This is a genomic window from Sinisalibacter lacisalsi (genome assembly GCF_014640115.1).
GTDB classification, from domain to species: Bacteria; Pseudomonadota; Alphaproteobacteria; order Rhodobacterales; family Rhodobacteraceae; genus Sinisalibacter; species Sinisalibacter lacisalsi.
In genome coordinates, this window is the sequence record NZ_BMGI01000002.1 from 546,212 (window position 1) to 561,534 (window position 15,323).

The 15,323-nt window shown below is 69.5% G+C and carries 12 protein-coding genes; 4 read left to right on the plus strand and 8 right to left on the minus strand.

Annotated features, from left to right (window positions below; all coding sequences use genetic code 11):
- Positions 1–156 precede the first annotated feature (156 nt).
- The gene (locus IEW01_RS08510; protein ID WP_188527180.1) at positions 157–2,667 is read right to left on the minus strand and encodes a penicillin-binding protein 1A; all 2,511 of its coding nucleotides are present in this window, start codon (positions 2,665–2,667) and stop codon (positions 157–159) included.
- Between the two features lie 175 nt (positions 2,668–2,842).
- Here IEW01_RS08510 and IEW01_RS08515 point away from each other — a divergent pair, with 175 nt between their 5' ends.
- A complete protein-coding gene (locus tag IEW01_RS08515) occupies positions 2,843–3,469 on the plus strand; it encodes a class I SAM-dependent methyltransferase (protein ID WP_188527181.1) in 627 nt (208 codons plus the stop codon).
- Positions 3,470–3,509: 40 nt separating this feature from the next.
- Here IEW01_RS08515 and IEW01_RS08520 read toward each other — a convergent pair whose 3' ends face one another.
- The 4 genes from IEW01_RS08520 to cysS all read right to left on the minus strand — a co-directional run bounded on the left by IEW01_RS08520 (position 3,510) and on the right by cysS (position 8,151).
- Positions 3,510–4,265 (minus strand): phytoene/squalene synthase family protein, encoded by a 756-nt coding sequence (locus tag IEW01_RS08520; RefSeq protein ID WP_188527182.1) that lies wholly within the window; start codon positions 4,263–4,265, stop codon positions 3,510–3,512.
- A complete protein-coding gene (locus IEW01_RS08525) occupies positions 4,262–4,975 on the minus strand; it encodes a class I SAM-dependent methyltransferase (RefSeq protein WP_188527183.1) in 714 nt (237 codons plus the stop codon). Before IEW01_RS08525 ends, IEW01_RS08520 begins: the two co-directional genes overlap by 4 nt.
- Positions 4,972–6,615 (minus strand): citramalate synthase, encoded by a 1,644-nt coding sequence (gene cimA / locus IEW01_RS08530; protein WP_188527184.1) that lies wholly within the window; start codon positions 6,613–6,615, stop codon positions 4,972–4,974. The genes IEW01_RS08525 and cimA overlap by 4 nt, the downstream gene beginning before the upstream one ends.
- Positions 6,616–6,759: 144 nt before the next feature.
- Positions 6,760–8,151, minus strand: a complete 1,392-nt coding sequence (cysS, locus tag IEW01_RS08535) for a cysteine--tRNA ligase (RefSeq protein ID WP_188527185.1) — start codon at positions 8,149–8,151, stop codon at positions 6,760–6,762.
- Between the two features lie 183 nt (positions 8,152–8,334).
- Here cysS and IEW01_RS08540 point away from each other — a divergent pair, with 183 nt between their 5' ends.
- Positions 8,335–8,679 carry an MmcQ/YjbR family DNA-binding protein gene (locus IEW01_RS08540; protein WP_188527186.1) on the plus strand — a complete coding sequence of 115 codons (345 nt, stop codon included), beginning with the start codon at positions 8,335–8,337 and terminating at the stop codon, positions 8,677–8,679.
- A gap of 161 nt (positions 8,680–8,840) precedes the next feature.
- Here IEW01_RS08540 and IEW01_RS08545 read toward each other — a convergent pair whose 3' ends face one another.
- The gene (locus IEW01_RS08545; protein ID WP_188527187.1) at positions 8,841–9,830 is read right to left on the minus strand and encodes a TDT family transporter; all 990 of its coding nucleotides are present in this window, start codon (positions 9,828–9,830) and stop codon (positions 8,841–8,843) included.
- Positions 9,831–10,016: 186 nt separating this feature from the next.
- Between IEW01_RS08545 and IEW01_RS08550 the strand changes: the two genes are divergently transcribed.
- Positions 10,017–10,400, plus strand: a complete 384-nt coding sequence (locus IEW01_RS08550) for a hypothetical protein (RefSeq protein ID WP_188527188.1) — start codon at positions 10,017–10,019, stop codon at positions 10,398–10,400.
- An 18-nt stretch (positions 10,401–10,418) separates the two neighbouring features.
- On the opposite strand, the gene IEW01_RS08555 is transcribed toward IEW01_RS08550, so the two are convergent.
- Both IEW01_RS08555 and dusA read right to left on the minus strand, forming a co-directional pair.
- Positions 10,419–11,228 (minus strand): sulfite exporter TauE/SafE family protein, encoded by an 810-nt coding sequence (locus tag IEW01_RS08555; RefSeq protein WP_229738153.1) that lies wholly within the window; start codon positions 11,226–11,228, stop codon positions 10,419–10,421.
- 147 nt (positions 11,229–11,375) lie between these two features.
- Positions 11,376–12,425: a tRNA dihydrouridine(20/20a) synthase DusA gene (dusA, locus tag IEW01_RS08560; RefSeq protein ID WP_188527189.1), complete on the minus strand. Its 1,050-nt coding sequence runs from the start codon at positions 12,423–12,425 to the stop codon at positions 11,376–11,378.
- Positions 12,426–12,774: 349 nt separating this feature from the next.
- On the opposite strand from dusA, the gene IEW01_RS08565 reads away from it, so the two are divergent.
- Positions 12,775–15,288, plus strand: coding sequence for a cation:proton antiporter (locus tag IEW01_RS08565; RefSeq protein ID WP_188527190.1), 2,514 nt, complete (start codon positions 12,775–12,777; stop codon positions 15,286–15,288).
- The last annotated feature ends 35 nt before the right edge of the window (positions 15,289–15,323 follow it).

Below are 15,323 nucleotides of genomic sequence, written 5' to 3' on the forward strand. Positions count from 1 at the left end.
CTTGCGGACCAGCGAAACTTTCGGGCGGGTCGGGCCATCGCCCGAAACCGCCTCATCCTACATAGGGGCAGGTAGTGGGCGATGACAATGGCAAAATGCCGCCTCGCGCAGATTGCGCGCACACGCGGACGTTGAAACCCGCGCCTTCGCGGGGCGTTAGTAGAGGCCCCCCGCCGCCACCGAACCGGTATCGGCGCGCTCGGGCACGATCACCACGGTGCCGGTCGAGGTGGTCACCTCGGTGCCGGTTTCCATTTCCCCGGGCAGGAACAGCGGCAGGTTCGACCCCATCGCGAAGCCGCCGTCGAACATCACGCCGAACACCGGCTCCTCACCGTCCCGGAAATACTCGGCCACCACGTAGTCGCCGGTGGCGTCGTTCGGCAGGCGGGCGCCGGAGAAGCGGTCGATCTTGATGAACTGCCCGCCGGGCGGCAGCTTGAACCGGCCTCCGCCGTATTTTTCCACCGCCTCGGTCATGAAACGCTGGAACACCGGCGCGCAGGTGCCGCCGCCGGAGGCGCCGGGAAGCGTGCGCGGACGGTCGTAACCGATGTAGCAGCCCGCCACCACGTTGGAGGTGAAGCCGACGAACCAGACATCCTTGGTATCGTTGGTGGTGCCGGTCTTGCCTGCCGTGGGCACCGGCAGGCGCACCGCGCCCGAGGCGGTGCCGCGCTGCACCACGCCCTGCATCATCGAGGTGAGCTGGTAGGCGGTGATCGCGTCCATCACGCGCTCGCGGTTGCTGGTGATCTTCGGGCTCTCGCCCTCGGGCAGGTCGGGCACGCTGCATTCATCGCAATGGCGGCTGTCGTGCCGGTAGATGGTGCGCCCCCAGCGGTCCTGCACCCGGTCGACCAGCGTCGGCTCGACCCGCTCGCCGCCGTTGGCGAACATCGCGTAGGCCGCAACCATGCGAAACAGCGTGGTCTCGGACGATCCCAGCGCATTGGCGAGAAACGGGTCGAGCCGGTCGTAGACGCCGAAGCGTTCGGCATAGGCGGCCACCGTCTCCATCCCCACTTCCTGGGCAAGGCGCACCGTCATCAGGTTACGCGATTGCTCGATCCCGGTGCGCAGCGGCGTCGGGCCGTAGAACTTGTTCGAAGCGTTCTTCGGCCGCCAGACCTCGCCGCCGACCTCCACCTCGATCGGCGCGTCGATCACGATCGACGCGGGCGAGAAGCCCGAATCGAGCGCCGCGGCGTAGACGAAGGGTTTGAAGCTGGAGCCCGGCTGGCGGGTGGCCTGGGTGGCGCGGTTGAACACCGAATGCTGGTAGGAAAAGCCGCCCTGCATCGCCAGAACCCGGCCGGTGTTGACGTCCATCGCCATGAACCCGCCCTGCACTTCCGGCACCTGGCGCAGGCTCCAGCGGATGAAATCGCCCGCACCGTCATCGCCGGAGGTCACGCGGCGCACATGCACCACGTCGCCGCGCTCGAAATTGTCGACAAACGATCCGCGCATCCACGAGATGTCATCGCGCGGCACTTCCCAGGGGCTCGGCTCGGGCTGACCCTCGATGCGCAATGTCATGCGCTGGTCGCCGACCTGGTCGACCACGGCGACGAACCACTTGCCGTCGAGCATCACGTCGCGGGTGACCGAAACCTCGGCCAGCGCCGCTTCCCAGCTGCCATCGTCGATGCGCGCCGGGTCGATCTTTTCCTCGGTGCCGCGCCAGACGCCGCGGGCGCGGTCGAAATCCTCGAGCGATTTCTGCAAGGCCTGCGCCGCGACCACCTGAAGCTCGGGGTCCACCGTCGCGCGGATCGTGAGGCCGCCGCCGAAGAACTCGTCCTCGCCGAAATCGCGGCTGAGCTGGCGGCGGATCTCGTCGGTGAAATAGTCGCGGTCAGGCATGAAAGAGCGGAATGACGGGATGTCGCCGCCCTGCACCGTGCGCAGCGGCCTGGCCACCGCCGCCTCGTAGGTGGCGTTGTCGATGTAGCCGTTCTCGCGCATCTCGCGCAGCACGTAATCGCGCCGCGCCACGGCGTCTTCCTGGTCGCGCACCGGGTGCAGCGTGCCGGGCCGCTGGGCGAGCGCCGCGAGATAGGCCGCCTCCTCGGGCGCAAGCTGGTCGAGCGTCTTGTTGTAGTAGGTCTGCGCCGCCGCGGTCACGCCGTAGGAATTCTGGCCAAGGAAGATCTCGTTGAGGTAGAGGCCGAGAATCTGTTCCTTGTCGAGGGTGCCCTCGAGCCGGGTGGCGAGGATCAACTCCTTGATCTTGCGTTCGGCGGAACGGTCGGACGACAGCAGGAAGTTCTTCATCACCTGCTGGGTGATCGTCGAGGCGCCGCGCAACCGCCCGCCCTGCAGCGCTTCGAGCGCCGCCGCCGCCATGCCGCGCATGTCGTAGCCGCCGTGGATGTAGAAATTCTTGTCCTCGGCCGAGACGAAGGCATGTTTGACCAGATCGGGGATCTGCTCGGCCGGGGTGAACAGCCGGCGCTCCTTGGCGAACTCGTCCATCAGCCGGCCCTGCCCGGAATAGACCCGGCTGATCGTCGGCGGCTGGTAATTGGCAAGCTGTTCGTGGCTCGGCAGGTCGCGGCTGTACATCCAGAAGATGGCGCCCAGCGTGAGCGCGCCCATGACCGCGGCAAGCGTCAACCAGGAAAAGATCGAGCCCAGAATGCCTAGTATGAATCGGACCACGCCAGTCCTCCGAGGAATGAAACAGCGTGCTCTATACGCGAGCGGGCGCGACGGGTCAAAACACCTTTGGCCGAACTCGGCGGGATGTGGCCAAGCACGGGCGGCTTGATGCCGGTCGCCCCCGCCCACGCGGAGGTGACTGGACGCCCGCGCGCGCCGCGCCTACGCGGGAGGCATGAGAGACTCACCCGCCCCTTCCGCCGCGCCCGCGGACGTGATCGCCACCTATGACCGCGTCGCCGAGGGCTTTGCCCGCGCCCGCGACCGCACGCTCTACGAGCGCCGCTGGCTCGACCGGGCGCTTTCCCATGCCCCCGGCCGCCGGGTGCTCGATCTTGGCTGCGGCGCCGGTCTGCCGATCGCGGCCTATCTCGAAGACAGGCGCTGCACGCTAACCGGGGTCGACGCGGCCGCGGCGATGCTGACGCTCTTCGCCCGCAACCTGCCCCGCGCCCGCCCGATCCACGCCGACATGCGCGGGCTCGACCTCGGCGAGAGCTTCGACGTGATCGTCGCGTGGAACAGCTTCTTTCACCTCGCCGTCGACGACCAGCGCGCGATGTTCGAGACCTTCCGGATTCATGCCCGGCCGCGCAGCGTTCTGCTGTTCACCACCGGGCCGGAGCCGGGCGAGGCGGTGGGCCGCGTCGCGGGTGCGCCGGTCTACCACGCCTCGCTCGCGCCCGACGACTACCGCGCCCTGCTCGCCGCGCAGGGCTTCGAGGTGATCGCCTTCGTGCCGGAAGATCCCGCCTGCAAGGGCCACTCGGTCTGGCTCGCGCGCGACCGGGGCGAGGACTGACGCCCCCCCGGCGGGGCAGCCGCGTTCGGCGGCGTCGCCCCTACCAGCGCCCGGTGAGGGTTTTGACCAGGAGCGAACCGCGCCGGGCGAAATCCGAGCCTTCCAGCCCGCCCGCCGCGATCGCCTCCGGCGCGTGCGCGGCACGGGCGAGCACCGCCGGCGCCCGCCAGGCGGCGCGGATCGCGGGCAACGCCGGGCCGAAGCGGGCGGCACGCGCACGGGCGAGGTCTTCACGCGCCGTCCCGATCAGGTCCGCCAGCCCCTCGGGCCGCGCCGGCCAGCCCCGCGCCTCCAGCTCCGGCACCGCCAGCAGCCAGCCCGCCAGCCCCGAGGCGCGGCCCACCGCCCGCGCCGGGGCTTCGAGGCCTTCCTCGCCGCCGAGCGCCGCCACGCTGGCCCACATCAGGCTGCCCGCCGTCGCCGCGAGGTAGTCGCCGAGCGCACCCGCGTCGGCGAAGGGCGCGCGTTCGAGGTCGGCCCAGCGCGCCCGCGCCATCTCGTCGAGCGGCGCAAGCGGCAACCCGTCCCGGCGCACCACCTCCGCCAGCGGGCGCACCACCTCGTGCGCGCGGGGCGCGGCCCCGGCGCCGATCTCGGCCAGCACGTCGCGCCAGAACTGCAGCCGCATCTGGCCGATCATCGGCTCGGCCGAGACCCAGGGCGCGCGGGCGACCTCGAGGTTGAAGGCGTAGAGCGGAAACAGTCGTTCCCGCGCCTCGGGCGGGGCGGCCATGGCGGCGAGGAACCGGTCGGGGTCGCCGCGCGAAACCAGCTCTGCGCAGGCTTCCAGGGTCATCGCGGCCGCACCACCGCGAGGGCGTAGCCGAAGGCGTCGCGGTGCGCGCGCCACAACGCCGCTTCCGCCTCGGCGGCGTCGAGGACCTCGGCGAGCGCCGCGTCGGCACCGGGCCGAAGCCGGGCGATACGGGCGTCGAGCGGGGTGTAATAGGCCTCCCAGGCCGCATCGGTGAGGACTCGCAGCCCGCACAGATCGTAATCGGCCGCCGCGATCCGGGCTTCCAGCGTGGCAATGTTGCCCATCGGCAGGTATTCCTGCGAGAGCGCCGCCACCGCCGCCCTGGGCCGCACCTCGGAGAGCCAGACCAGCTCGGAGAAAGCCACCACCCCGCCGGGCGCGAGCCGGGTGCGGAAATGCTCCAGCGCTTGCGTGATCCCGAGAAAATAGAGCGCGCCCGCCGACCAGACCAGGTCGAACGGCCCCTCCGGCGCGCGCATGTCGGCCACCTCGGCGGTGACGCGCGGATCATCGCCCCAGCGCGCCTTGACCTGGGCGATGAAGCCCGGGTGCAGGTCCACCGCCGTCACGTGGCCCCGGGGCGCATGCGCCAGAAGCCCCTCGATATCGGCCCCCGGGCCGCAGCCCGCGTCGAGGATCGCCGCATCGCGCGGCAGGTTGGCCACGCCCATCGCCCAGTCGAGGCTTTCGCGGTCGCCCGGGCCCTCGCGCGGCATCTCGGCATGAAGGGTGAAGAACGGGTCGCTCATTGCGCCGCCACGCCCGGCTTGCGTTCCGGCATCGCGCCGTCGCGCAGGAGCTTCCAGTTGATCGCGTCGAGCAGCGCCTCGAAACTGGCATCGACTATGTTGGGGCTCACCCCCACCGTCGACCAGCGCCGCCCCTGCCCGTCTTCGCTGTCGATGATCACGCGGGTGACGGCCTCGGTGCCGCCCTGGGTGATGCGCACCTTGAAGTCGACCAGTCGCATGTCGTCGATCTGCGGCTGGTAGGGGCCCAGATCCTTGCCCAGCGCCTTGGCCAGCGCGTTGACCGGGCCGCGATCCGCGCCGGTCTCGTCCATGCTTTCAGACACCGACAGCTTCTTGTCGTCGCCGATCTTCACCACCACGACCGCCTCCGAGAGGCTCACCATCCGGTCATAGCGGTTCTTGCGCCGCTCGACGGTGACCTTGTAGCGCTTGACCTCGAAGAACGCGGGCATCTGCCCCAGCATCCGCCGCGCGAGGATCTCGAAACTCGCCTGCGCGCCGTCATAGGCATAGCCCTCGTCCTCGCGCCGCTTGATCTCGTCGAGGATCTCGCCAAGCCGCGCGTCGCCCTTCTCGATCTCGATCCCGGCCTCGGCCAGCCGGCGGCGCAGGTTCGATTGCCCCGCCTGGTTCGACATCGGCACGATCCGCGCGTTGCCGACGAGGCCGGGCGGGATGTGCTCGTAGGTGGTCGGGTCTTTCAGGATCGCGCTGGCGTGCAGCCCGGCCTTGTGGGTGAAGGCCGAGGCGCCGACGTAAGGTGCCGAGCGCAGGGGCACACGGTTGAGGATATCGTCGACCTGGCGCGAGACCCGGGTGAGCGTGGTCAGCGCGGCTTCGGTGATCCCGGTCTCGAAAGCCGAGCGATAGGACTCCTTCAGCAGCAGCGTCGGGATCAGGCTCACGAGGTTGGCGTTGCCGCAGCGTTCGCCGAGCCCGTTCAGCGTGCCCTGCACCTGCCGGGCGCCCGCGTCGATCGCGGCGAGGCTGCCGGCCACCGCGTTGCCGGTATCATCGTGGCAATGGATGCCGATGTTGTCGCCCGGGATACCGGCCTCGATCACGGCGCGGGTGATGTCGTGGATCTCGTCCGGCAGCGTGCCGCCGTTGGTGTCGCACAGAACCACCCAGCGCGCGCCGGCCTCGTGGGCCGCGAGCACGCATTCGAGCGCATAGGGCGCGTTGGCCTTGTAGCCGTCGAAGAAATGCTCGGCATCGAACAGCGCCTCGCGCCCCGAGGCGACCATGTGGGCCACCGAGGCGCGGATGTTCTCGAGGTTTTCCTCCAGCGTGATCCCGAGCGCGGTGGTGACGTGGAAGTCATGCGACTTGCCGACGAGGCAGACGGCGGGGGTTTTGGCGTTCATCACCTGCGCCAGAACGTCGTCGTTCGCCGCCGAGCGCCCGGCCCGCTTGGTCATGCCGAAAGCGGTGAAGGTGGCGCGCGTCTCCGGCCGCTGGTCGAAGAAATCGCTGTCGGTCGGGTTGGCACCCGGCCAGCCGCCCTCGATGTAGTCGACGCCAAGGGTGTCGAGCGCCTCGGCGATGGCGATCTTCTCGGCCACCGAGAACTGCACACCCTGGGTCTGCTGCCCGTCGCGAAGCGTGGTGTCATAGATGGTGAGGCGTTCAGTCATCGGACCGGCCTTTCCTGAGATGATCTTTTGTATCGTGACCCCACCGGATCGCCCGCGATCCGGTTTGCGCCCGCCCCGCCCCCAGGGCGGGCGCAAGCGCCCCCCCTCGGGTCGCGCGCAAACCTCTGTTATTCAGTGCCCGCATCACAGCCCCTCCAGCTTGGCGGGATCGAACCCCGCGCCGGGCACGAGTTCGACGCCCTCTTTCGACATCCGCACTTCGACACCCGCCTCGGTGAGAGCGGTTTTCAGGGCATCGACGGCGGTGAAGTCCTTGGTTTGCAACGCGTTGGTCCGAGCCTCGTTCAGCTTGTTGACCAACGGCTGCAAGTCTGGGCCTTCGGTCCATTCACCCATGCCCTGCTCCAACAACCCCAAGACCCTCGCCGTTGCCAAGAAGTTGGCCGCCGAGACAGAGTGCTCAGGCGTGTCCTTGCCCATCTCCAAGGCGCGCGCCATTGCACGCAATCTTTGGATGCAATCGTAGGTGTTCAAATCATCGTACAGTGGCTGTAGCTCGATCTCTTGGACCTCCCCCGGCTCAACGTCTTTCACCAAGGACCACCATTTTCGCAAGGTCCGCTCGGCCTGCTCAGCCTTTTCCTTGGTCCAATCCATCGGCTTGCGGTAATGCGTGCCCAGAAACACGAACCGGATCACCTCCCCCGGCACGCCCTGCTCCAAGAGATCATGCACCGTGAAGAAGTTGCCCAGGCTCTTCGACATCTTCTTGCCCTCCACCTGCAGCATCTCGTTGTGCAGCCAGTAGCGGGCGAAGCCGCTGCCGGGGTGGGCGCACTTGCTCTGTGCGATCTCGTTTTCGTGGTGGGGGAACTGCAGGTCGTTGCCGCCGCCATGGATGTCGAAGGTCTCGCCCAGGATCTCGTGGCTCATCGCCGAGCACTCGATGTGCCAGCCGGGCCGGCCGCGGCCCCAGGGGCTGTCCCACCCCGGCTCGCCCTCGGCGGCGGGTTTCCACAGCACGAAGTCCATCGGGTTACGCTTGTAGGGCGCCACCTCCACCCGCGCGCCGGCGATCATGTCGTCCACCGAGCGGCCCGAGAGCTTGCCGTAATCGGCGTAGCTTTCGACGGCGAAAAGCACGTGGCCCTCGGCCTCGTAGGCATGCCCGCGCGCGACGAGGTCTTCGATCATCGCGATCATGTCACCGATATGCTCGGTGGCGCGCGGCATCTCGTCGGGGTCGAGCGCGCCAAGGCTGCGCATGTCGTCGAGATACCACTGCGTCGTCGTCGCGGTGATCTCGTCGATCGGCACGCCGCTTTCCTCCGCCCGGGCGATGATCTTGTCGTCCACATCGGTGAAATTGCGCACGTAGGTCACGTGATCCGGCCCGTAGACGTGGCGCAGCAGCCGGTAGAGCACGTCGAACACCACCACCGGGCGGGCGTTGCCCAGGTGCGCGCGGTCATAGACGGTGGGACCGCAGACATACATCCGCACGTTACCCCGGTCGATCGGCTCGAAAACCTGTTTCGAGCGGGTGGCGGTGTTGTAGAGCTTGATCTCAACCATAGTCGTCCTCGCGCGCGCGTCCCGCGGCGGGCTTAGCAACTTCGACCAAAAGAGGAAACAGAAGAACGGCCCGCCTGACGTATGTCAGCCGGTAATGCAGATGCAGATGATGGTGCCGTTGGTCTTCATGGAAATGGTGATAGCAGCCTGTTCGCGGCCCGGCAAGCCTGCTAGCCTCGGCCCATGTCACGCGCTTTCGTCATGGAGTTCTGTGCCGGCCTGCCCGGCGCCGCGTGGTCCGAGCCCTTCGGCCCCGGCACCGATGTCTGGAAGCTCGGCGGCAAGATCTTCGCGGCCATCGGCGCGGATGCCGCAGGCGTTTCGGTCAAATGCCCCGACGTGGAAACCGCCGAGATGCTGCGCGCCGCCGGCGTGGCGACGAAGGCGCCCTATTTCCACAAATCCTGGGTCATGGTGCCCTTCGCCGAAGGCGAGGCCGAACTGGAGCACCGCCTGCGGGTGAGCTACGAGACGATCCGCGCGAGCCTGCCCAAGAAGATGCAAGCCAACCTCGCACCGGCAACCTGACCCCCATCTTCTTGGGTCTAAAAAATACCTCGGGGAGCGCGAGGCCCTCTCGGCGCTTCCCGCTGCGGGGAAGCGCCTGCCGGGTTACCGATCGCGCATGGCGCGATCGTCCAGGCAGCGCCCCTCGCATGGGTCGCGGCGCACAAGCGCCGCGAAACCGCTCAGGCCACCGCCGCGTTTGTCTTCGGCCCGAGCGCGCCCTTGAGCCACATCTGGCCCACCTTCACCACCACGTAAGGGATGAACCCCGACGCGGCCACCAGCGCCAGCGCGCCGAGCAGGCGAAACCCTTCGCCATAGCCGGCCGCGCCGAGCACCATCATCAGCGAGGCGAAGGCGGCGAGCGGAAAGGTGATCGCCCCCCAGAGCGGCGAGAACCCGGCGGCGATCATCCAGCGCGCGCGCAGCACCAGCGCGGCCACCAGGACCATCGACCAGATCGCCAGCCCGAAGCCGAGCGCGCCATGGCCGAGCAGCAGCGCCACGGTGGCCAGAAGGCTCGAGGGCGCGGTATGGATGGCGAGCAGCGGGCGCAGCGGCGCGGGCACTTCGCGCCGCGCGAACTGCACCGCTGAGGCGATCCAGATCAGTACCGCCGCCGCCAGCGTGGCCCAGAACACCGCCGTGGCCAACCCGGTCCACCCCAGCGGCAGCGCGGCGAAGGGGCTGACGATGAAGCCGACGAAGGTGAGATGAAACACCGGCGTCACCGTGCGCGCCTCGGCCGGCCCGGTCAGCAGCGCCCACACGATCAGCCCCATGACAATCACGTGCCCCGCGAAGCCCAGCGCCAGCACCGCCCGCGCCAGCGCTTCCGACCTCGGCAGCACCGCCACCGCCAGCAGCATCAGCGCCATCGTCATCGCCGCCAGCCCGGCGCGGCCGGGCAGCACCTTGAGGTCTTCCAGCACCACCCCGGGGCGGGCCGCGATCTTGGCGAGATAATTGCCCAGCGCGTAGAGAAACAGCAGCGTCACCGCCCCCATCAGCACCTGCCCCACCGCGCCGCTGATCCCGAAGGCGTCGGGTGCCCGGCCCCAGGCCATGGCAAGGCCGAAGAGCCCGAGGATCGGCGGAAAGATCGCCGGCGGGGTCTTGCGCCAGCGGGGAATGTTTTTTTGCGCCTGAAAGGCGGGGGGTTGTGCGGCCATCTGTCGTCTCCTGTCCTGTCGGTCCCAGATGGGCCGTGCGGCGATGCATTGGAATGCGCCCGGTGGTCGCGCCCCTGCCGGCAGGCTGATCCAGCAATTGACCGGGGTCAACACCGGGGGCAGCATGGCGCGGTGGGGAATCGGCGGCCGAGGAGCCGCCGCAACGGGTAACGAACGGGGGAAATCATGAAATCCAGCATCATCGCGGCCACGCTGGCCGCCACCTTCCTTGTGTCCTGCGCCCAGCGCGCCGATGAGGTCCAGGCCACTTACGTCTCGCCGCTGGCCTACCAGGGCTACAGCTGCAAGCAGATCGAGGACGAGGCGCGCCGGGTCGCGGCGCGGGCCGGCGAGGTGGCCGGGGTGCAGCACCGGAATGCTTCCAACGACGCCGCCGCCACCGCCGCGGCCGTCATCCTGTTCTGGCCCGCCGCCTTCCTGATCAAGGGCGATGGCAGCACCGCGGCCGAACTGGCGCGTCTGCGCGGCGAACTCGAAGCGCTGGAAGCCGCTTCGGACGCGAAACGATGCGGGCTGGTGTTTGAAACCCGTCAGACCACGGCCAGCTAGCGGCGGCGGCGCGGCCGTTCAGATCGCGCCGAGCGCCTTGCGCAGCATGTTGAGGGCCACCAGCGTGAGGAACACGCCGAAGACGCGCTTGAGCGGCTTGGGGTCGAGCGCGTGGGCCAGCCGCACCCCGAGGGGCGCGGTCAGCATGGTCATCGCGATCACCACGAGGAAGGCGGGCAGGTTCACCGCTCCCAGCGTGTAGGGCGGCGCGTCGGGCACGGTGACGAAGAGAAAGCCGATCACCGAGGGCAGCGCGATGATCAGCCCGAAGCCCGCCGCCGTCGCCACCGCGCGGTGAATCGCCACGCCATGCAGGGTCATGATCGGCACCCCGAAGGAGCCGCCGCCGATCCCCATCAGCACCGACAGGAAGCCGACGATCGGCGACAGCACGCTGCGCAGCAGCCCACCCGGCATCTCGTGCCCCAGCCGCCAGTCGGCGCGGCCGAACAGCATGTAGAGGCCGATGGCGAAGGCCAGCCCGCCGAAGATCAACTGCAACTCCGCCGAGCGCAGGCTGGCGGCCACCAGCACCCCCAGCACCGCGCCGATCACGATCCCCGGCGCCCATGCCTTGAGGATCGGCCAGTCCACCGCGCCCTTGCGGTGATGCGAGAGCACCGAGCGGATCGAGGTGACGATGATGGTGGCGAGCGAGGTGGCGAGGCAGACCTGCATCAGCGCGCCCGACTCGTAGCCGAGCCCTGCGAAGGCAAAGTAGAAGGCGGGCACCAGCACGATCCCGCCGCCGACCCCGAGCAACCCCGCCAGCACCCCGGCGAGGGCACCGATCGCGAGCAGGATGGCGAGCATCTGCAATATCAGCATGGTATCGGGCAAAGGCATCGGCGGGCACTCGCGGCTGTGGCTGTGGCTGTGGATGTAGCGTTGGCGTGCCTTACACCGCCCTCGCGCGGAGGAAAAGCGCTCACCGCCCGGCGGCGATGCCGGCCACCGGGCGCGCCCGGCCGGGCCTCACGCCGACCTCGCCTGCCCCTCGGGCGGCGCACCCGCCCGCGCCGCGAGGCATTGCGCCAGCGCCGTCTCCAGCAATTCCGGCCCGGCGCCCGGGCGGTGGGCCCCTTCCGAAAGCACCCGCCGCCAGATCCGCGCCCCGGGGCGCCCGGCGAACAGCCCCAGCATGTGCCGGGTGATCTCGTGCAGCCGCCCGCCGGCCACAAGATGCGCCTCGATATAGGGCAGCATCGCGCGCGCCACCGCCTCCGGCGTCATCGGCGCGGCGTCGTCGCCAAAGATCCGCGCATCGGCGCCGAGCAGGATTTCGGCCGGTTGGTGATAGGCCGCCCGCCCGATCATCACCCCGTCCATCCCCGCCGCAAGCTGCGCCTCGGCCTCGTCGAGCGTGGCGATCCCGCCGTTGATCGACAGGTGCATGTCGGGAAACGCCCGCTTCATCGCCTGCACCAGCGGGTAGTCGAGCGGCGGCACCTCGCGGTTTTCCTTCGGGCTGAGCCCCTTGAGCCAGGCCTTGCGGGCGTGGATCGTCATCCGCCGCACCCCGGCCGCCTGCATCGTGTCGAGGAAGGCGGGCAGAACCTCGCCGGGCTCCTGGTCGTCCACCCCGATGCGGCACTTCACCGTCACCTCCACGCCGCCGGCCGCGTCCTGCATCGCCCGCACGCAATCGGCCACCAGCCCCGGGCTCTTCATCAGCACCGCGCCGAAAGTGCCCGATTGCACCCGGTCGGAGGGGCAGCCGACGTTGAGGTTCACCTCGTCGTAACCGCGCGCGGCGCAGAGCCTGGTGGCCTGCGCCAGCTCGCCCGGGTCCGAGCCGCCAAGCTGAACCGCGACCGGGTGCTCCTCGGCGTTGTAATCCAGCAGATGAAGCGCGCCCCCCCGCACCAGCGCCGGCGCGGTGACCATCTCGGTGTAGAGCAGGGCATGGCGGCTCATCACCCGGTGGAAATAGCGGCAATGCCGGTCGGTCCAGTCCATCATCGGCGCGACCGACAGGCGCGCGGCGGCCCGCGCGGGGGTTTCAGAGAGGTCCGACTGTTGCATCCGTTCCGCGTGTCCCGACTGTGACCATGCCGGCGGCGTTCGGGCGGGGGCCGCCAGCGCCGGCGTCAATGCGCCGGTTTAGCACCCCTCGCCCCGAGTTTTCCACCCCTCGCCGCAGCGCCGGCCCGCCCCGTTGGCGCCGCCGATCCACCGCCGGGTTGTGCGGGGCACGCCAAAGGCGCCGAAAACCCCGCGCCTTCCAGCTGTGAAGGTCTCTGCGCGACATGCGCGAGCGCTTCATGGCCCACAACGCACCTGCGGTGCCAGACGCGCGGCCCTCGCCGCCGGATCGGCGGTTTTTCTGCGTGGCCCATTCCCCCGCGGGCGGTTTTCCCGCAATCTGGGCCACATGGACATCGTTCTCATCACCACTGTCATCGCCTCGCTGTTCGTGGTGATCGGCGTGGCCGAGCCGCTGGCGGCGCGACTGCGGCTGCCCTACAGCGTGATCCTCGCGATGCTGGGGGTGCTGATCGGGGTCGGCGCGATCTTCTTCCTGCGCACCGAGTTGACCGATGCGCTGAACCCCGTGGCCGAGGCGATCCTCGGCCTGCCGATCCGCTCCAACGTCTTCCTCTACGTGTTCCTGCCGACGCTGCTGTTCCAGGCCACGCTGGGGATCAACCTGCGCCGGATGCTCGACGACTGGGTGCCGATCCTGGTGCTCGCGGTGGTCGCCGTCGTCGTCGCCACGCTGTTCGTCGGCTACGCGCTGTCATGGGTGAGCGCGCTGCCGCTGGCCGCCTGCCTTCTGATCGGCGCGATCGTGTCGACCACCGATCCCTCGGCGGTCGTGGGCATCTTCCGGTCGATCTCGGCGCCGCGGCGGCTGGCGCGGATCATCGAGGGCGAGAGCCTGCTCAACGACGCCGCCGCGATCGCGCTGTTCGGGCTGTTCATGGCCTTCGTGATGCTCGGCACACCCGATCCGACCCTGGGCGATGCCTTCACCCGCTTTCCGCTGCTGATCGCCGGCGGCGTGCTGACCGGATGGCTCGCCGCACGCCTCGCGGTCTGGCTGATGGCGCGCCTCGCCCGGCACGAGCTGGCGCAGATCTCGATCTCGGTCGCCCTGCCCTACCTCGCCTATATCGGCGCCGAACAGAGCGTGGGCGCCTCGGGCGTGGTCGCGGTGGTGACGGCGGGCAGCACGCTCAACCTCATCGGCCCCGGCCGCGTGCCGCCCGCGGCCTGGGCGAACCTGCGCGAGATCTGGGATCTGCTCGCCCACTGGGCCGGCGCGCTGATCTTCATTCTCGCCGCCCTGCTCATCCCGAGACTGCTCGAAGGCGTGCGGCTCTCGGATTTCGTGCTGATCGCGGTGGTCGTGCTCGCCGCCATCGCCGCGCGGGCGGTGGTGCTGTTCGGGCTGATGCCGCTCCTGACCCTGCTGAAGCTCTCGCCGGCGGTGGAGCGGCCCTATCGCTACGCGATCCTCTGGGGCGGGCTGCGCGGCGCGGTCACGCTGGCGCTGGCGCTGGCGGTGACCGAGAGCCTGCGGGTGCCGCTCGAGATCAAGCGCGTTGTCGGTATCCTCGCCACCGGGTTCACCCTGTTCACCCTGATCGTCCAGGGCACAACGCTGCGCGCCTTCATCGCCCGGCTCGGCCTCGACCGGCTTTCGCCGATCGACGAGGCGCTGTCGCGCCAGGTCGTCGCCGTCGCGCTCCAGACGGTGCGCGAAGACGTGGCCCGCACCACCGCCAATTACGAGCTGACCCATGACATCGTGCGCGCCGAGGCCAAGCAGTTCGGCGAACGGCTCGACAGCGCGGTGAAAACGGCCGAGGAAAATCGCGAGATCCTCGATCGCGACCGGATCACCCTCGGCCTGATCGCGCTGGCGGGGGCGGAGCGCGACACCATCCTGGCGCGCCTGCGCGAGCGCACGATCTCGCTGCGGATGTCGGAGCAGATCCTGTCCGACGCCGACCGGCTGATCGAGGGTGCGCGGTCGGGCGGGCGCAGCGGCTACCGGCGCGCCGCCCGTCGCGGCGTGGCCTATGGCCCGGCGCTGCGCGCCGCCGTCTGGCTCAACAGCCGGCTCGGCATCTCCTACCCGCTGGCCCGGATGACGGCCGACCGGTTCGAGCGGCTGCTGGCGCAGCGGGTGATCCTGCGCGACCTCGGCGGCTTCATCGACGGGCGCATCCGCCGCATCCATGGCCGCCGGGTGGCCGAACTGCTGCAGGAGCTGCTGGCGCGACGGGTCGAGGAAGTGAAAACCGCGCTCGAAGGGCTGCGGCTGCAATACCCCGGCTATGCCGAGGAACTCGAGCGGCGCTTCATCCGCCGCACCGCGCTTCGGCTGGAGGAACGCGAATACGAGACCATGCGCGGCGACGGGCTGATCGGCGGCGAACTGCACGCCGCCCTGGTGCGCGACATCGCCGCGCGACGGATCGCGGCGGAGGACCGCCCGCGCCTCGACATCGCCCTGCAGCGCACCGAGCTGGTGCGGCAGTTTCCGCTGTTCTCCGACCTCGACAAGTCCGCCTCGAAACGCCTCGGGCGGGTTCTGAAAGCCCGCTATGTCAACGTCGGCGACGTTATCGTGCGCAAGGACAGCACGCCGCGCAGCGTGTTCTTCATCGCCTCGGGCGCGGTCGAACTCGAAAGCGCCGGGCAGACCTGGCGGCTCGGGCGCGGCGAGATGTTCGGCCAGATGGCGATCCTGATGCAGAAGCCGCGCCGCGCCCAGGTGCGCGCGATCGCACCCTCGACCCTGCTGGTGCTGGACGAGGCACGGTTCCGGCGCCTGCTGCGGCGCAGCGCGGCGCTGCAGGCTGCGGTGCGCGCCAGCGCCGAGAAACGCGGCATCTCACCGGAGGCGCTGACCGCGGAGCCAGACCCCGCCGCATGACCCCGCCGGATACGAAAAAGCCCCCCCGGAAACCG